Raw genomic sequence first — 17,396 nt, 5'->3', positions numbered from 1 at the left:
CCGCATAATCATCCTGAATCACCCCAGCAAAAACCCCCACCCGCTCACCCCGCAACCCACCCGGCACCACACCCGCACCCTCCAACGCCTCCCACGCAAGCTCCAACATCAACCGCTGCTGCGGATCCATCGCCGCCGCCTCACGCGGACTCACCCCAAAAAACGACGCATCAAACCCATCCACCCGCGACAGAAAACCACCCCGCGCAATACCCAGCCCACCCCGACCCTCCGGCACCTCACCAACAGTCTCCCGACCCTCAGCAAGCACCTCCCAAAACCGATCAACATTCTCCGCACCCGGCAGACGGCACGCCATCCCAACCACGGCAACAGCATCTTCGAGCGGAGCACCAGAATTCGACTTCACGGTGGGTGGTCTCCTTTTCCGTTCGCACGCAGAATCCGGAATTTATCGGGCACGGCGAAAAGCACGTTTTCCGCCCGCCCATCCTCATGCGGCGCGCTAAAGGCGCTCTTGCGGTGGTCTTGCGGTGGTCTTGTTCAGCCGGTGGCCTTGTTCAGCCGGTGGTCCTGTTCAGCCGGTGGTCCTGTTCAGCTGAGGGCCGGTTCGGCGCCCCGGGTGCGCAGATCGGCGGGCAGGTCCCGGCGGCGGGATATGCCGAGCTTGCGGTAGGCGCGGGTGAGGTGGTGCTCCACCGTGCTGACGCTGACGAAGAGCTTCGCCGCGATCTCCTTGTTGGTGTAGCCCTGTGAGGCGAACGCGGCGACGCGCTCCTCCGCGTCGCTCAGGCCCGCCTCGCCGAACCCCGTGTCGTCGGCACGCCACCCTCGCGGGTCCTCGCCCGTGGCAGGTTCCAGGTGTTCGTCGAGCGGCAACGCCCCGCAGTCGAGCGCCAGCCGCCGGGCCCTTCGCAGGATGGTGCCGGCCCGGGTCCCCTCGCTGTTCATCTGCAGCGCTGAGCCCAGGTCCGACAGAGTGCGGGCGAGTTCGAAGCGGTCACCGCACTCGCGCAGGAGGGCGGCGGCTTCCGTAAGGAGTTCGACGCGGCGCCGGGGTTCCGCCGCGAGGGCGTGCAGCCGCAGCGACACCCCTCGCACACGGGAGTCACCGCCGTCCGGCAGGTCGCGCTGCTGCTCCAGCAGCGCCTGGGCCCTGCTCGGGCGGCCCAGAACGGTCAGCGCGGCGGCGGCGTCGCTGCGCCAGGGCAGCACGCTCGCTTGGTCGAGTCCCCAGCGGACCGCGATCACGCCGACGTCCAGGAAGGCGGCGAGTGCGGCTTCCGGACGTCCCGTTGCCAGGTGGTAGTGGCCGCGTGCCCGCAGGAACGAGAGGGCGTGCACGGTGGTGTAGGGCTCGCCCGGCAGTGTGGGCCTCAGGTGCCGGGCCGCAGCCGTGAAGTCTCCCTGCCCCGTGAGGGCCTGGACGAGCGTGGCGAGCGGGGCCAGCAGGTAGGGTCCGCCACGTCCCGCCAGATGACCCAGCGCCGTGGTCGCCGCGCGCTGGGCACCGGTCAGGTCACCGAGCCGCAGGAGGGCCTCGGCGTGCGCGGTGCCGAAGACGGCAAGCCACCCGGGGGCGGGCCGGTGGGCCGCCAGTCCGCTCAACCGCCGGCACCAGTCGACCGCGGTGTGCGGCCGATGATGGACGAGCGTACGCAGGGCGTGGCTGATGTACTCGAACGTGGCCGGCTCCAACGGCGTCTGTTTCAGCAGCCGTTCGGCGGCGGGCACCGCGTGCTGCGCGCCCGGATGCAGCCACAGCACGGCGGCTCGCGCGGGCGGGCCGTCCGCGTGGGCGACACCGTTCGGAAGCTGAGCGAGCAGTTCGCGCAACGGGTCGTCAGAAGCGGGCCGGTCACCTGGGTCGGCGCGGTGGCCGAGCACCTCGTCGGCTTCCTCGATACGGCCCTGGGTGGCGAGCAGCCGGACCAGCCAGCCCTCCTCGGCGTGCGGCAACAGCCCGGCGCGCTGGACTGCCAGCGGTTCGTCGAGCAACCGGTGCGCCTCACCGGAGTCCTGCTGCCAGGCGTGCTCGGCGAGCTGGAGCGTGGCGCGGAGCCGGGTCGGCCCGTCCGGGCAGGCGGAACGGGCCAGCCGCAGGAACGCCCCGGAGCGCTCGGGCGAGGTGTCGTGGCGAGCAGCCTCGCGCAGCGCGGCGACCTCCCAGTCGTGCCCCGCGACCTCGGCGGCAAGCAACTGGCCAGCCACGGAAGTCGGTTCAGCGCGTGTGCGGTGCAGGACGTGGGCGGCCTCGCGGTGCAGCGCGCGGAGCCTGGACCGGCCGAGGGTGCCGAGCACTGCGGCTTCGGCTGTCGGATGGGGCAGCCGGGCGCCGACGGCGAGCCCCGCCGCGTCGAGAACGCTCCCGGCCACGGCGGCGGCCTCCGGGGCCAGCCCGGCGAGCAGAGTGGCGCGCGAGTCATCGGTGCCGGCGTCCGGCCCGAGCACGGCGAGGGCGACCGCGAGACGCTGTGCGTCGGGCCCGCAGCGGTCCAGGCACGCGGTGAACGTCTCCGCGTACGGGCCGCCGGGCACGGGTTCGAGGCAGCCGAGGCCGTCCGCCTCGACGAGCAGGGCGCGCAGCAGCAGCGGGTTGCCGCCGCTGAGCCGGTACGGGGACTCGGCGGACGAGGAGCTGGGGGGCGCGCCCCACAACCGGGACAGCTCGGCGGTCTCCCGGGGGTCCAGCCGATCGAGGTGGATCCGGGTGTAGCCGGGGTGGCGCAGCAGTTCGGCCTGTAGACCGGGGTGGTCCACACGGCGGTGAGAGGTCTGGCCGAGCAGTGTGAGCAGCGGAGCGTCGCGAAAGCCCTGGATGAGGTGCACCAGTTCCGTCAGGGACTCCCGGTCCGCGTGGTGCACGTCGTCGATGCACAGGACGACGGGGCCGCGGGCGCAGGCCGAGCGCAGCAGGGGGGCGAAGGCTGCGGGATCCGGTCGCGTGTTCGGTCGCCTACCGGGCCGGGGATCGTGCGGAGCCAGCTCGTCGACGAGTCGGCGCAGCAGGGCGTGGTCGCGGCGCCTCGACGCGGGGCCGGCCGTGGCACGCACGACGGTGAGGCCCTGGTCATGGGCTGCCGCCGCCGCGTACTCCAGGAGCAGCGTCTTGCCGCAGCCGACGGAGCCCTCCACGAGAACGAGGCCGGAGGCACGGTCGGCGCAGCCACGTACCGCCTTGTCCACGACGGCGCGTTCGTCGGCGCGGTGCAGGAACACCATGAGCTGCTCCTCCGGTCGTTGGCCTGGTACTTCGGGCAGCTTAGGAAGAGGCAGGCACGTCCGGGGGCTCAGCGCGGTGGGCACTAGCTGCACGGCAGGAACTACCGCCTGCCCCACAAAGGATCAGTACGGCAGAATCATCCGGGGCTCGAACACCTTGCGCCCCTGCTTGCGCCACTCGCGGGGATAGCCGACGGAGACCTCTTCGAAGCGCACCCCGTCGTGCCAGGTGGTGCGGGGTATGTGCAGATGCCCGTAGACGACCGCGCGGGCGCGGAACCTGGTGTGCCAGTCGGCGGTGCGGGCGGTTCCGCACCACTGGGCGAACTCCGGGTGGCGCAGGACCCTCGTCGGCTCGCGCACCAGTGGGTAGTGGTTGACCAGCACCGTCGGCAGATCGGGATCGCAGGCAGCCAGCCGGCGCTCGGTCTGTACGACACGATCCCGGCACCAGGCGTCCCTGGTCGGGTAGGGGGCGGGGTCGAGCAGGAACTCGTCGGTGCACACGACCCCGGCGTCGTAGGCCTGGGCGAGTGCCTCCTCCTTGGAGCGGGCGGTGCCCGTGCGAAACGTGTAGTCGTACAGAACGAACAGTGGCGCGACGAGAACGGGCCCTTCCGCGCCCTCCCAGACCGGGTAGGGGTCCTCGGGCGTGAGGATGCCCAACTGGCGGCACAGGGAGACCAGATACTGGTAGCGGGCCTCGCCGCGCAACTGCACCGGGTCGTGGTCAGGGACCCACAGGTCATGGTTTCCGGGGGCCCAGACCACCCGGGCGAACCGCTCGGCGAGCAGCCCGAGCGCCCAGTGGATGTCCTCCGTCAGCTCCCCCACGTCCCCGGCGAGCAGCAGCCAGTCGCGGTCCGTGCGGGGACGCAGCGAGTCGAGGATGCCGCGGTTTTCCGGACAGGCGACGTGCAGGTCGCTGATGGCCAGGAGGTTCCCGTCACGCATCTACTGAGACGTGCGTCGGGCCCTCGGCGGACGCGTGCCCATGGATGCGGGCCTCGGTGAAGGAACGGATGCTCCCCGTGATCGCCTCGGCCACCTGGTCCTGTTGCTCGGCGAGGTAGAAGTGGCCGCCGGGGAAGGAGGCGAAGGAGAACTCGCCCGTGGTGAGTTCACGCCACGCCATGGCCTGTTCCAGGGAGACCCGGGGGTCGGCGACGCCGGTGAGTACGGAGACCGGGCAGCGCAGCGGCGCCCCGGAGCGGTCGTCGTCGGGGCGGTAGGCGTACGTCTCGATGGCCTTGAAGTCGGCGCGCAGCGCGGGCAGCACCATGGAGAGGATCTCCTCGTCCTGCAGCAGACCGGGGTCCGTGCCGGACAGGACCCGGATCTCCTGGAGCAGCGCCGCGTCCCCGCGGGTGTGCACCTTGTCCTCACACGTGAGGGCGGCCGAGCGGCGCCCCGAGACGATCAGCCCGAGCGGCCCGGTGCCCGCCCGCTCCATGGCGCGCGCCAGTTCGAAGGCGAGGACCGCGCCCATGCTGTGCCCGAAGAGGACCAGCGGGAGGTCGTCATAGGGGCGAAGCGCGGTGTGGATGGCTGTGGCCAGTTCCTGCGCCGATTCGAGTGGCGGTTCCCGACGCCGGTCCTGCCGTCCCGGGTACTGGACGGCCAGTACGTCCGCCGTCTCCGCGAGCCGCTGCGAGAGCGGGAAGAAGTAGGACGCCGTGCCGCCTGCGTGCGGCAGGCACACCAGGCGGACCGGCCGGCCGTCGGCGGGATGGAACCGCCTGATCCATGCTTCGCTGTGCACGTCCGGGGTGTTCATGGCGCTGCGTGCTCCTTCGCCATCGGGAACAGTCGGGGCCGGAGGCTAACGCCGTGGATTAAAGGGCTACTTGTGCCACGCTCCCGAAGCGGTCGCCAGAGCCGGAGCCGTTGGCGTTGGCGTTGGCGTTGGCAGGTTCGCGGCGGTTCCCGGTCAGGGGAGGGCGGGGCATCGTTGTGTACCGGACGGGGTGTACGGTCCCCACACCTCGCGCAGGGTGGCGCAGACCTCTCCGACCGTTGCCCCCGCGGCCAGAGCCTCCTTCATCGGGTAGAGGACGTTGTCCTCGCCATCGGCGGTTCTGCGCATCACGATCAGGGCGTCTCTGACCCGGTCACCGCACCGCCAGGCCCGGAGTTTGGCGAGGCGTTCGGCCTGTCGGGCCTCGATGGCCGGGTCCACGCGGAGCGGCTCACCAGGCTCGTCCTCGTCGGGCCGGTAGCAGTCGGCTCCGACCGCGACGTGCCCGCCGGAGCCGGGATCCCGCTCGGTCCGGCGGACGGAGCGCTCGATCTCGACCTTCTGGAAGCCGTGCTCGGTCGCGCTGACCGCGCCGCCCAGCTCCTCGACCCGCCGCATCAGGTCGACGGCCGCCCTCTCCACGTCGTCGGTCATCTTCTCGATGACGTCGGACCCGGCAAAGGCGTAGGCCGGAAGCGTCGAATCCGCCGCCCGCACCGGATTCACCTCGGGCTGCCGCCCGGTGAGCCGCGCCCCTGCCGTCCGGGTCTGGAGGCGCAGGATCAACGACTCGGGGTTCCGGGCGCCGAACTCCTCCCCCATCACCCTGGCCCAGATCCGGCGGGCGGCACCGAACTTGGCGGCCTCTGCCAGGGGCGTCGTACGGGCGAAGAGGAAGGAGAACCCGACGGAGAGGTCATCGACGTCCATCCCGGCCGCGACGCCCCTACGGACGTACTCGATGCCGTCCGACAGTGTGAACGCGATCTCCTGGGCGGGCGACGCCCCCGCCTCCGCCAGGTGACATCCGGAGATCGAGATCGTGTTCCATTTCGGGATCTCGGCCCGGCAGTACCCGAAGATGTCCGCGATCAGCCGCAGGGAGGGCTCGGGCGGGAAGATAGAGGTGCCCCGTGCGATGTACTCCTTGAGCACGTCCTTCTGGATGGTGCCGGTCAACCGGTCGGCCGGCACGCCCTGTTCCTCGCCCACGAGCTGGTACATGAGCAGCAGCGGCGCGGCGGGGCCGTTGATCGTCATCGACGTGCAGACCTTGTCCAGCGGGATCCCGCCGAACAGCACTCGCACGTCATCGATCGAGTCGATCGCGACACCAGCCCTGCCCACCTTCCCCGAGGCGGCGGGGGTGTCGGAGTCGTGGCCCATCTGTGTCGGCAGGTCGAAGGCGACCGACAGGCCCGTCGTGCCGTTCGCGATGAGCTCCTTGTAGCGGGCGTTGGACTCGGTGGCGGTGCCGGAACCGGCGTACTGGCGCATCGTCCACGGCCGGCCGGTGTGCACCGGCGGGTACACACCGCGCTCGCCTGTTCTGACCTCTCTCATCAATCCGCCTCCGAAGGTCGGCAGCCCCGGCCCCGCAGGGCGAGCCGCCACCTTGGTCCGGAGCGCTAAAGCCGGGTTTAGACGCAGGGGGCCTCACCCCGGGCCGTCGGCACCGTTGACTGAGCGGCATGGTCGGCGCGACCGGGGAACGCCCTCAACCAGCCTGTTCCGGCGGTCTACCGGCGTGCTGGTCCCTGTTCAGTAGTCCAGGTCCAGGTAGTCGATGTCGTTGATCTCCACGTCCGACAGTCCCGGGGCGCGGACGCCACCGTCCTGGAAATAGATGTTCCTGAATCCGTCGGCGATGATCCCGCGCATCTCCTGCTCTTCGGCGCCCGCGCTGCGGGCGTCGAACAGTCGTTGTGCGTAGCTGCCCGGGAGACGGACGGTGAGCCGGCGGAAGCGGCCGTCGTCGGTGGTGCCGATGGGGGCGGTGTAGCCGAACCGGGCCCGGGTCTCCACGGTCATTCCCGTGGTGGCGGCCTGCTTGTGCCGGCGTTTGCGGACCTGCGGCTGCCAGCGGGACAGGACGGCTTCCTCGATCTTCAGGGCGATGTTCCCGGGCGGGTGCTTCCGGGCGCCGCGCCGGTAGCGGTTGACGGAGTCGGCCGTGATGCCGAGCTCCGCCGCGACGGCCCTGGCGGTGCCCAACTGCCGCAGCAGGTAGTTGATGCGGCCCTTGAGGGTCTTGGGCGGTTCCCGGGTGAAGGCTTCCCGGTCGGCGCGTTCGATGGCGTCGTCGATCTCCCTCACGGCGCTACTCCCCTTCGTCCAGGACGGCGTCGCCGCCCTTGATGTGGCGGGCAGGGTTGAGGTCCTTCTCCATCAGGTCGACCGCCCACAGCATCGACTGGACGCCCTCCAGCTTCGCCAGGCCCGGGGTGGGGCCGAGGCGGAAGCCGCCGGGCTGCGGCTTGCCGGACGCCGCGTAGGGGAGGAAGTCGAGCGGGCTGTCGCCCGGCGAGGGGTAGACGACGCAGTCGGAGAGCACGGCGAGCGGATACAGGCCGGTCATGCGGGCCATGTTCTGCAGTTTGCGGTGCATGTTGACCCGGGCCTTGCTGATGACGGCGGCCCGGATGTCGGGGCGCCAGGTCGGCCGCTCCAGGGAGGGCCACCGGTCGCCCTCCTTGTAGGACTTGCCCTGCGGGCGCTCCCTGAGCTTGCCGACGCCGCCCTTCACCGTCGCCTTGATCGCGGACAGGACGGCGGCCAGGGCCGGGTCGAGCTGCTTGTGCCGCTCCATCGCGGCGAGGAACTGGCGGTCGTCCAGGTCCCGGGTGACGCCCAGGTCCGCCAGGGTGTCGACGTACGCCGTCTTGAGGCGGTCGTGCCACGGGTCGAGGTACGCGCCGGTCTCGCGGCGCAGATACGCCTCGATCGGGTGCACATCGTGCCCGAGCTCCTGGGCGTAGGCGACCGTGTGGGTCTGGTACCAGGCCGGCCCTGTGGGGCGGGTTCCGTCCGGGGTGAACGGGCTGGGCAGGCGCGGGTCGGGTTCGATGTGGGAGAGGTCGACCAGCCAGCTCCCGGGGATCTTCGGGTTGAACTTCGGGGCGTCGAAGTGGTCGGGGGCGGAGAGGCCGATGACGAGGCGGGCCGCGGCGGCGAGGAACGCCGTGTTGAGGTCGAGGCCGACCGCGTACGGCAGTGTGCACTCCTCGTCGGTGAGGGTGTCCACCGGCCGCACCCATTGGTATGCCTCCTCGTTCAGGAAGCCTCCGGTCCAGCCGCTGTTCACGACGACGGGGTGTTCCGGGGTGGCTTCCGGCGGGGCCGGGTCCATCGGCTCCGTCCCCAGTGAACCGGCGTTGCGGCCGGATACCCAGTTCCCGGTGTCCGGGTCCTGTACGGCCTTCGTCGGCGGGCGCATGGCGGTCATCAGTTCCAGTCCGGAGACCGCGGTCGAGCCGCGCGGTGTGATGACGCGCTGGGCGTAGATCCCGAGGACGCGGGCGATGTCGGCCGGTTCCATGTCCGCGACGCCGGGCCAGGACCGCTCGTCGAGGGCGTCCCAGGACAGGAGCGCGAGCTGCACGCACTGCCGGTCGCGGCCCTGGACCTTGCGGTAGATCCGCGCCCACGGGCCGAATCCGCGCCGGGTCAGCTGCCATCTGGCCTTCGCGATCTGCTTGACCACGGGGTGGTCCTCCGGCAGGCGCAGGGAGCGGCGCTGTTCGTGGCCTTCCAGGCGTTCGGGGAGTCCCAGTTTCACGGCGGCTGTCGCGGTGAGCGCGATCAGGGGGTCGGAGTCCTTGCCGTAGCGGTTCAGCCTGGCCGCGCCGAGGCCGGATTCGTTGAGCGTCCACTCCACGAGTTCCGGAACCGTGCGGGCGGGGCAGTCGAGCACGATGCCGTCGGCGCCGTACGCGGAGCCGTCGCCGTCCAGTACGGCGAGCGGGCCGTGCGGGAAGCGCGGGTCCTGGGCGGGCTGTGCCGTCTTCTTCGCCGTCGGGCGCCGCGGGGCCCCAACGGGGGCTGCCACGGGGGCCGTAGCTGTATGGGCCGGCTGTTGCGGTGCGGCCGGTGCGATCGGCTGCGGCGCGGGAGCGGCGGGCTCCGGTACGGACGGCTGCGGCGCGGACGGCTTCGGTGGGGCGACCGGGGCGGGCTGGGGGGTGGGAGTCCCGTGGGCGGGAGTTCCGTGGGCGGGAGTTCCGTGGGCGGGGTACTTCGCCGCCCAGCCGTTCAGCAGGCGCTGGTAGGCCTCCAACCGAGGCGACCTCGGCTCGGAGCGGCCGTTCTCGTAGTTCTTGACCGACTGCGTCGTGGTCTTCAACGCCGCGGCGAGGCGGGCCTGGGTAATACCGGCGGCCTCCCGGAGGCGGGCGCGCTCCGCGGGAGGCGGGAGCTGCGGCTCCTCGTCCAGCAGTGCGTCGATGTTCGCGAACAGCTCTTCTTCGGATGCCATGTGGTGGGTCTCCTCCCGCGACGACACCGTAGCACTTTTACCCTGGACTTTATCCCATTTTTTAACCCGTTCAGGCTTCTGTCCCGTTGAGGTGCTGCCATCACGGTTCAGGCCGCCGGGGACGACACGGCGGCGACAGCGGTGGGCCTCGACCCGGCCGGCACCAGGAAGTCGCGGTACTCGCTGACCTCGCCCTGCGCGTCGAAGCGGAACTCCGCGATCAGGCCACGTACGACGGGGCCGCCCGCGAGCGTGATGCGGGCGGTCACCCAGTCGTTCTCCGCGATCACCGACTCGTAGCGCGCCCCGTGGTGGCCGGCGGCGAGCAGGGCGCGGGCCAGTTCCTTGTTGCGCTCCTGGACGGCCTGCGTGCTCAGCAGCCGGGACAGAGCTCCGCACATGGAGTCATGTGGTGTTGCGTCCATTCCAGGACCTCCTGTCCCTTCGGCGCACCACCGCGGGCACCGCTTCCCGACCGTGTCACACGGGGGTCGAGCGCCGGTCGAGCGCCGGTACGGCCGACCGCCGCGTTCCCGGTCGGTTTCGTTCCGCGCCCACTTCAGCCGGACACAACTTCCGTCGCCCACGATGGAACGGAGCACCGGGCACCACAGCCCGGTGCGCGCTCCGGCCCCCGGGCCGTCCATTCATTCCCCCGGCTGGACGGCCCGGGTACCGGTCACGGGGACACATCCGTACGTGTGCGGCGGCGGCTCAGGAACCGGCCGGGACTATCTCCGCGGTGCCCTGGGACCGGCTGGTCTTCTCCCCCACCTCACCCGGCGCGACCGTGCGCGGGTCCACCGCCTCCAGGGGCGAGCCCACCTTGTAGGGGCACTCGGGGTCGTCGGGCCGGTTGGGGCGGTCGTGCGGCAGCAGGTAGAACGTACGGCGGGCGAACAGGCCGCTGTCGGCGCTGCGGGGCGCCTTCGGGGCGAGGTTCGTATAGCCGATGAGACGGCCGTCACGCTCGTACCGTGGCTTGCCCTTGCGCGTGTTGACCTTGTCCAGGGCCTGACGGACGTAGTCGAGGCCCCTCGGGTCCTCAAGCCACACGATCTCGACCTCCTGGGCAACATCGCCTTCCTGGGGCAGCGCGCTCATCGGCCCTCCTGCGTGTGGGTGGCCGCGGGTCGGCCTAGCGGTGTGTCGTTCAAAGAGCTCGTGCCCGGTCCGGCGGTGCGGAACCGTCCGGGGCAACCGCCTCTATCGTACGGTCGCCCGGCAGCAGCGGGCAGGGCGCGTGGCGTCGCTGTCATCGAGCGCCCCCTTCAAGAGCGCCGTCGGGGAGCAGCGCGAGACCCGGGTAGAGCTTGGTCGCGTTATTCTTGATCATTTCGGCGGGTGAGGCCAGACCCAGTTCCTGACGGATCCGGCCGGCGAAGGCGCGCGGCGTGGAGGAGCGGATGCCCTCGTCCGAACACCATCGGCCGTAGGCCTCGTACAGCAGCTTCTGTTCGACGCGCAGATCGCGGTCTCCCTCGCCCTTGATGCAGCGTTCGGTGAGGAACCGCCCGACGTGGTCCTCCGTGGTCTCGTACGCGGCTGTCGCGACCCGTACGGAGGCGGGACCGGTGAGCGGGTCCCGGGTGGCCAGGTAGCGCTGGGCGCCTTCGATGAGCCACTGCAGAATGCCGGGGCCCTCGTCGGCGACGAGTTCGGCGGCGAGGTTGTCGATCTTCCGCTCGTCGGGAACGCGCCGTTCGAAGGGGATGATGCGCATGCGGCGCCAGAACGCGTGCCCGCCCGTGCCGACCTCCGGGCGGTGGTTGCCGAGCAGCCAGAGTTTGTGGGTGGGCGTGAAGGTGAAGAAGTTCTGCCGCATGCGGCGGGCGGTGATGGTGTCGCCGCCGGTGAGGAGCTTGACCCGGGCCTCGTTGAACTTGTCGTTGGGCTTGAGCTCGCTGCACACCACGATGCGTCGGCCGTGCAGTTCGGTGAGCTCGGTGGAGTGTTCGGTGAACTTGCCCTTCTCCATGAGGAATCCGGGCGGGGCGGCGTTCGCGTAGTCCCCCAGGATCTGGGTCATGACCTCCAGGAGCACGGACTTGCCGTTGGCGCCGGAGCCGTACAGGAACGGCAGGACCTGGGCGCCGACGTCGCCGGTGATGGAGTAGCCGAGCAGCAGGTGCAGGAAGCGCGTGGTCTCCAGGCCCTGGTCGTCGTCGCCGAAGGTGTCGCGCAGAAAGCTGTCCCACCTCGGGACCGGCGTCTTGAGCGGGGCGACGGTGGTGGCGCGCGAGTGCATGTCGGTGAGCGGGTTGGGCCTGCGCAGCAGTCCGGTGCGCAGGTCCACCACGCCGGAGGGGGTGCACAGGGCGTACATGTCGCCGTCGAGGACGTCCGGGTCCAGCCGCAGGCCCGGTGCCGCCTGTGCCTGGAACAGGAGGGCCTTGACTCCGGCGGTCGACTCCGAGTGGCGGCGGTGCCCGGCCAGTTGACGGTCCGGAAAGCGGCCGGTCGGGTCGTGGTCCGCGTACTGCTCGGCCATCTCCCCCGCGGCCCAGACCGCCGCCTCCTCGCCGCCGGTGAGTTTCCACCGGTACCTGTCCCAGGAGTGCCAGCCCATCCCGATGACGTACCGGAACCGGTCCCGGTACAGCCGCGCGAACAGCTTCGCGTTGCCTCGGTCCGTGAGGGCGGTCGGCAGCAGTCCGGCGGGCTCCGCGGGGTGCTGGGCGGGGGCCTCGTTCTGCTGGGCGGGAAGGCTGGGCTGCTGCAGCTCCAGATCGAGTTCGAGGCTCTGCTGATGAATCTGCCTGGCTGCGGCTTCGGCATCGAAGCGTACGGGCTCGACGCTCATGAGCTTCCTCGCGGGTGAAGCGGGCGCTGGGCGCCGGCGGACAGAGCGGATTCGATGACCATGAGATTGCGACGTTCCTGGTGCGGTCGGGCGGTACGGGCAGCCTCCGCAAGCAGGCTGCGCGCATCGGCCCCGGAGAGGTGACCGCCTTCGACGAGGCCACCCGCGGTGTAGGCGGCCCGGTTGAGTTTCTCGGTGAAGCTCGCTCCTTCGCTGACGGTTCGACAGGCGGTGACCTCCGCGAGCAACGGCTCCAGGAGCCGTTCTGCGGCCTTCGTGGCGGGCCGTGAGCGCCGTATGGGGGCCGGGACGCTGGCTGACGCCCGGGAGGGGCTGACGGCGTCGGGGACGTGCCCTGTGCGTTTCAGCTCGGCCGCCAGCCAGCCGGGCAGCGGGGCCGGCTCCCGGACAGCGCTCACGGGGATGTAGCCGCCTGCTGTGGTACGGACGCCCGGGGCCACGATGTAGCCGTTGTCGGAGCGGACGTCGACCTGCCAGGCCAGGGCCGTTCGCGGGCTGGAGCCGGTGGACGAGCGGTAGCGGGTCGCCGGGTGCGGGTTGCGGTACCAGATGTGCAGCCCGCCGGACGGGGTCCGCACGCGCAAGGTGGTCTCGTCGGCCGACGGGTCCTGCTCGCCGCGCAGCGCGGCGAGCAGCGCCAGCGTGTCGAAGCCCGTGGCCAGGCCTGCCAGGTCCACCTGCGGCCCGATCGGGATGCCGGGCAGCAGCCGGGCCCTCTCGGGCACTTGGGCCGCGTGGGCGTCGACGTCGAGGATGACCAGATCGGCGGGACCGCACGAGACGCCCACCCCGAAGCGCGGCTGCGCGCTCCACCAGGCGTCGATGAGTTCGGGGACCGTGGTCGCCGCGTGGAAGCCGTGGCACCAGCGGCCCGCGGCCCTGCAAGGGCAGGTGGCCGGTGCGTGATGACCCTTGCAGCCGGCGCAGTTTGCCGGCGGCGTCTTCTGTGCCGGGGCAAGAGGGTGCACCGGCCAGCCCGCGCGGGCGCACCAGCGCGCGATCGTGTGCCCGTCCGCCGGCCGAGAGGCAGCCGGCGGGGTGGCCGAGGCGTGGTCGGGCAACTTTTGGTCCTTGTCGGGCTCTTCGCGTGCGGGTCTTGTCCCTCGCCTCCACAAGTCCCGCGCCGACGGGACTACGGGACTGAAGGGACTGAGCTTTCGAGTCAGCCGAACAGAGCGTAGCCCACCCCGGAGAGCCCCAGGGGAGGGGGAACCGCGTGTCGCGGAAAATGAGTCCCGTCAGTCCCGTTCCCGCGCTCGGTGGGTCGGTGACCCGCGTTTTCGTTCAGTCCCGTGAGGGGCTGAACGCTTCAGTCCCGTTCGGTAAAAGTGCAGGTCAAAGCAGTATCCAGCAAAACAACGGGACTGACGGGGCTGGACCTCGTAGTTATCAGCTACACAGAGAAAAAGATGTCATGCGCGTGCGCATGCGTGTTCCTGTATTTCGTATGTGTGTTCCTATATTTTCTTACACAGCTGATAACTACGAGGTCCAGCCCCGTCAGTCCCGTTGTTCTCCGGGAAAACGCTCTGACCTGCACTTTTGCGCGGGGCTGAACTGCGGGGCTGAACGGGACCTGAGCCTCCGGTCCCGTTCAGCCCCGCGCTGCGCTGCCCCCGCCGGGAAAACGGGCCGAGTGCACTCCCCCGCCGCCGCTGTGGGGCCGTCTGTGGGGCCAGGACGCAGCTGTGCGCCGCAGGCCCGGCGGAACCGGACGTACGGCGCACAGCGGCCTTGTGGGGCGTTTCTCAGGCGTCCCTGCGCCCGGGGAGGTACTGGTCGAGGACGACCGCCAGGAACTTGGTGTGGTCAGGAAGCCCGGCCTCCGTCACCAGGCCGTCGATGACCGCACGCTGAGCCCTCGTCGGCTTGTACTGCAGCTGCACCGGACCGAGGCCCCGGAGGTCCGTGTTGTTCGTCGCCACCGCGAAGAGCTTGGACTGGAACTTGGGCGCCCGCCGGGCCTCCTCGACGACCTGCGTGAGCCCCTTCTCGACCGCGTCCTCCACTGCGAGGAACACGATCTGCGTATGGGTCAGGTCGCTCTGCTTGCGAAGCTTGCGGAAGCGGTTGGCCACGTTCGTCGACACGTAGAACCCGACCGGCTTGGCGGTGTCCGAGTCGGAGGCCGGCGGCGCGGGCTCCTCGACGAGCTCCTGGGTGGGCCGGGGCACCACAGGAGGACGCGGTACGGCCAGCCCCGGCCGGTCCGCCGGTACGGGCTGCGCCGCGGGGCTCGGTGGGGCCGCCCAGCCGGCGAGCGCACCGGACGGGGCTCCCCCACCGGTGAACAGGTTGCCGACACCTTCGTCCGACATGCTCTGCTCGTCGTCCTGGTCGGAGGTCTTCTTGTTCTTCGGCGGTGTCATGCCGCGGCATCCTTCCTGAGCTCCAGAGCCCTGGCGAACATCTCTTCGGTGAATCCTTCGTAGTCGGAGTCGAGCCCCACCACGGTCTCGGGCACCGAGCGATCGCCTGCCACCCGCTGATCCGCCAACTCGTGCACGAGGAGGCCTCGTTTCCGCACCAGTCGAGCGACCGACTCGGTGTGCCCGATGAGGTGCTTGAACATGTGGGCTTCCTCGCCCAGCACCTTCTGCACCTGGCGGCGTACGTCGGCGTGGATGCTGCTGTAGTTCCGCCCGGTGTCGAACAGCAGTACGCCAAGCAGCGCGATGTGCGGATTGATGTGGCTGACGAACTTGACGTAGGAGAACTCCAGGCCGATCTGCGCGAGGCCGTCCTCCGCGCCACCGTCGCTCTTGACCGGGATGACGAGCCACCGGGCTGCGGAGAGGGCGAGGCGCTGGAGCGACGGGTTCTCCGGCGGGGTGTCGAGAATGATGATCTGGTACCGGTGTGCGATCGGCAGCAGACACATCAGCAGCCGCAGATACGCGTGCGGGCCTTCCTTGGCCAGAAGCGTGTGGAAGAAGATGCCGAACTCGTCGCCGAGCGCCGGGCCGCCCAGGACGACGTCGAGGTTCTCCCGCACGTTCTCGACCGGAGTCAGGGGCGTGCCGGTACGCAGCGCCTCGATGAGCCCCGCTCCCCCATCGTTCCAATCCGCCCGCTTGTAACCGAGCTCGCGCGCGATGTTGCCCTGGGCGTTGCAGTCGATGATGAGCGTGCGCAGTCCGCTGCGAGCGGCCTTGCCCGCAGCGTTCGCGGAGACGGAGGACTTACCTACGCCTCCCTTGCCGTTGCCGAACATGAAGATGTGCGACAACGACTCCCAGGGGATGCCGGCGAGCTGCGTGTCAGTGGCAGGCGCTTCGAAGGGACTGGCCATGGATCCTCTCACTCTTGTTGGGGCCCGCAATCGGGGTACGAAACGCCCCTTTTGCTCTGGTACTGATGGTCAAGACTTCGCTCAGAACGATTCTGCGCTCCGAGGCAGCCCTGGAGGGCGTCAGGTAGGGCCCTGAACCTGCCGATCGGGGCGCCAGATCGTCTATCTGGACCCGTTGTCCCAGCTCACGGGCGCACCTCGGGTTGGCAGCGCAATAAGTGTCGCTGTTTGCCTTAAGGGTGCTGCCACTGCTGGTCCTCACGCGTCCGACTTCGCAGCCTGGCAAGTCGACTGCCCAACGAAGAAGCCAAGAGACGTCTCCATGTGGACAGTTACCTCCAGAAAAGTTGTGCGAAAGGGAGGAACACAAGTTACCACGAAGATCAACGTCTTAGTTGTCTGACACACGAACGAATCAGCATCCCGGCACAGATACGGGCAGACATGGCGGCTCGTGTGGCAGGTAAGTGGTGGGCTTGCTTCATCACCTACCTGCGTACCTGGTTCCGTGCCCGCCTGCCCGCTTGCCCGCTAAGCGGTCTCCACGCCTGCCTACGGGCCCAGTTGCCTACGGGCTGACAGGCAAGGCCGCACGCTGACCTGCACTCCAGCTGTTCGTCCCGCATGCCACTCAATCGCCCCATCAACACGCGAGCAATCCTCGTGGCCGACACCCCTGCCGAGGGGGCTGCGCATGGGGAAACCTGCTGGTAGTCCGGCAACCAAAGATGCCCGCACGTCTACAGCCAATCCTGCGTGCGGTTGCACTTGCCGGGAAGCACGCGACGGTACGTGCGTACAGGCTTCGTACCGGACCCGCACACCAGTGTCCAGGCCCGCATGCGGGTGGCTTGGCAGTCCAGCGGACGGGCATGTCGGGCGTCGGGCATCGAAGCCACCAGGCAGGCCTGCCGACAGGCACGCAGTCCTACCGACACGGATGCCTCTTGTCAGGTTCATATGCGTGCCCGCTGCCCCACCCATATGCCAATCCGCCTCTCGTCGCATGTGCAGACAGATTAACTTCCTTGCCTGCGACTGGGCCCGCACTCTTGTGTGCACACGTATTGAGCGGCTGGCTAATGGGCCAACCACCGGTTCTGTAGGCACAGCTACAGGGCGACGGGCTGGCACGCCTGCACATACGCAGACCGCTCTTCGTATGGACGGTCAGGCCAGCGCGTGTACGCGCGTATCTGCAAGCAGGGCAACTGGTCGTCGCGCCTCCGGAGGGACGTGCTATATCGCTTGCGTGCTCACCTGTGGACCAGCTGGCAAACAGGCTGCCTTGTCCGCGTGGGCACAGGCGATGACACAGGCGAGCACAAAGGCCTACAGAGATGCGTTGATGAGGGTAGAGGCATCTACGTACAGACACATTGCTGCGAGAGTGTTGGTGCGCACTCCCGTCATAGCTAGGGTTCAGGCGGTCCCTCATGCCTCAACTCCTATGTGTCGACAAGCTTGCGTCAATGTTTGCAGCGTTGTTTGTTTATGCAGGTCAGAGGCCTTTTCTTGTGCTCTCTACTCTGCATAGTAGTGCCATGGCTTCCCTTGTTCCACTACCTTCTGATCCGGTGTCGGTGAGGCGGGTGGCGGATGTTGTCTGCCTCGCTGGCAGAGCCATGGCGGGAGATTGCTCACTGGAAGGTGACGGCCATCAGGTGGCGTGTGTCAATTCCGGGCGTGTTCAGTGGATGCTGACGTTCCGAGGTAGAAAGCATCGTTCGGTGGTCATGAGGGGAGTGAGATGTGTGCGGGTGTCAGATCCTGGTTCCTTGGCCCAGGTGCAAAACGGCCGCGAGGCAAGCGGACTCTTCTGTCAGCCTGAGCGGCCAGACGCCGATAGGGAAGAAGGAGTCCGCCTCGACGGATTGCCTTGATG

General features: G+C 69.4%; 13 protein-coding genes. All 13 read right to left on the bottom strand.

The window, feature by feature from the left end:
- Nucleotides 1-370: beta-ketoacyl [acyl carrier protein] synthase domain-containing protein (locus tag ACZ601_RS38565; RefSeq protein WP_469546777.1), on the bottom strand; the 370-nt coding region annotated here is incomplete at its 3' end.
- 185 nt (nucleotides 371-555) lie between these two features.
- A complete protein-coding gene (locus ACZ601_RS38560; protein WP_469546775.1) occupies nucleotides 556-3,183 on the bottom strand; it encodes a helix-turn-helix transcriptional regulator in 2,628 nt (875 codons plus the stop codon).
- 123 nt (nucleotides 3,184-3,306) lie between these two features.
- The gene (locus ACZ601_RS38555) at nucleotides 3,307-4,137 is read right to left on the bottom strand and encodes a metallophosphoesterase family protein (protein ID WP_469546773.1); all 831 of its coding nucleotides are present in this window, start codon (nucleotides 4,135-4,137) and stop codon (nucleotides 3,307-3,309) included.
- Nucleotides 4,130-4,960: a thioesterase II family protein gene (locus ACZ601_RS38550; protein ID WP_469546771.1), complete on the bottom strand. Its 831-nt coding sequence runs from the start codon at nucleotides 4,958-4,960 to the stop codon at nucleotides 4,130-4,132. Before ACZ601_RS38550 ends, ACZ601_RS38555 begins: the two co-directional genes overlap by 8 nt.
- 153 nt (nucleotides 4,961-5,113) lie before the next feature.
- Nucleotides 5,114-6,484 (bottom strand): methylmalonyl-CoA mutase family protein, encoded by a 1,371-nt coding sequence (locus ACZ601_RS38545; RefSeq protein WP_469546768.1) that lies wholly within the window; start codon nucleotides 6,482-6,484, stop codon nucleotides 5,114-5,116.
- A 198-nt stretch (nucleotides 6,485-6,682) separates the two neighbouring features.
- Nucleotides 6,683-7,237 (bottom strand): telomere-protecting terminal protein Tpg, encoded by a 555-nt coding sequence (gene tpg / locus ACZ601_RS38540; protein ID WP_440578088.1) that lies wholly within the window; start codon nucleotides 7,235-7,237, stop codon nucleotides 6,683-6,685.
- A 4-nt stretch (nucleotides 7,238-7,241) separates the two neighbouring features.
- Nucleotides 7,242-9,395 carry a telomere-associated protein Tap gene (gene tap / locus ACZ601_RS38535; protein ID WP_469546765.1) on the bottom strand — a complete coding sequence of 718 codons (2,154 nt, stop codon included), beginning with the start codon at nucleotides 9,393-9,395 and terminating at the stop codon, nucleotides 7,242-7,244.
- Nucleotides 9,396-9,502: 107 nt separating this feature from the next.
- Entirely contained in the window at nucleotides 9,503-9,820 is a 318-nt protein-coding gene (locus ACZ601_RS38530; RefSeq protein ID WP_469546763.1) for a hypothetical protein, read from the bottom strand.
- Between the two features lie 289 nt (nucleotides 9,821-10,109).
- Nucleotides 10,110-10,499 carry a DUF6009 family protein gene (locus ACZ601_RS38525; protein ID WP_024490465.1) on the bottom strand — a complete coding sequence of 130 codons (390 nt, stop codon included), beginning with the start codon at nucleotides 10,497-10,499 and terminating at the stop codon, nucleotides 10,110-10,112.
- Between the two features lie 151 nt (nucleotides 10,500-10,650).
- Nucleotides 10,651-12,198 carry a DNA primase family protein gene (locus ACZ601_RS38520; protein WP_440575885.1) on the bottom strand — a complete coding sequence of 516 codons (1,548 nt, stop codon included), beginning with the start codon at nucleotides 12,196-12,198 and terminating at the stop codon, nucleotides 10,651-10,653.
- Nucleotides 12,195-13,280 carry a bifunctional DNA primase/polymerase gene (locus ACZ601_RS38515; protein WP_469546760.1) on the bottom strand — a complete coding sequence of 362 codons (1,086 nt, stop codon included), beginning with the start codon at nucleotides 13,278-13,280 and terminating at the stop codon, nucleotides 12,195-12,197. Before ACZ601_RS38515 ends, ACZ601_RS38520 begins: the two co-directional genes overlap by 4 nt.
- Nucleotides 13,281-13,967: 687 nt before the next feature.
- Nucleotides 13,968-14,588, bottom strand: a complete 621-nt coding sequence (locus ACZ601_RS38510; protein ID WP_469546758.1) for a hypothetical protein — start codon at nucleotides 14,586-14,588, stop codon at nucleotides 13,968-13,970.
- Entirely contained in the window at nucleotides 14,585-15,511 is a 927-nt protein-coding gene (locus ACZ601_RS38505) for a ParA family protein (RefSeq protein ID WP_440575882.1), read from the bottom strand. Before ACZ601_RS38505 ends, ACZ601_RS38510 begins: the two co-directional genes overlap by 4 nt.
- Between the last annotated feature and the right edge of the window lie 1,885 nt (nucleotides 15,512-17,396).

This window comes from Streptomyces sp. NPDC104307, assembly GCF_055584045.1.
This window is presented reverse-complemented; position numbering and strand designations above follow the sequence as displayed.

Bases quoted from the DNA above. Each gene is read 5' to 3' on its own strand.
- ACZ601_RS38560 (WP_469546775.1), bottom strand. From the start codon at position 3,183: ATGGTGTTCCTGCACCGCGCCGACGAACGCGCCGTCGTGGACAAGGCG.
- ACZ601_RS38555 (WP_469546773.1), bottom strand. From the start codon at position 4,137: ATGCGTGACGGGAACCTCCTGGCCATCAGCGACCTGCACGTCGCCTGT.
- ACZ601_RS38550 (WP_469546771.1), bottom strand. From the start codon at position 4,960: ATGAACACCCCGGACGTGCACAGCGAAGCATGGATCAGGCGGTTCCAT.
- ACZ601_RS38545 (WP_469546768.1), bottom strand. From the start codon at position 6,484: ATGAGAGAGGTCAGAACAGGCGAGCGCGGTGTGTACCCGCCGGTGCAC.
- tap (WP_469546765.1), bottom strand. From the start codon at position 9,395: ATGGCATCCGAAGAAGAGCTGTTCGCGAACATCGACGCACTGCTGGAC.
- ACZ601_RS38530 (WP_469546763.1), bottom strand. From the start codon at position 9,820: ATGGACGCAACACCACATGACTCCATGTGCGGAGCTCTGTCCCGGCTG.
- ACZ601_RS38525 (WP_024490465.1), bottom strand. From the start codon at position 10,499: ATGAGCGCGCTGCCCCAGGAAGGCGATGTTGCCCAGGAGGTCGAGATC.
- ACZ601_RS38520 (WP_440575885.1), bottom strand. From the start codon at position 12,198: ATGAGCGTCGAGCCCGTACGCTTCGATGCCGAAGCCGCAGCCAGGCAG.
- ACZ601_RS38510 (WP_469546758.1), bottom strand. From the start codon at position 14,588: ATGACACCGCCGAAGAACAAGAAGACCTCCGACCAGGACGACGAGCAG.
- ACZ601_RS38505 (WP_440575882.1), bottom strand. From the start codon at position 15,511: ATGGCCAGTCCCTTCGAAGCGCCTGCCACTGACACGCAGCTCGCCGGC.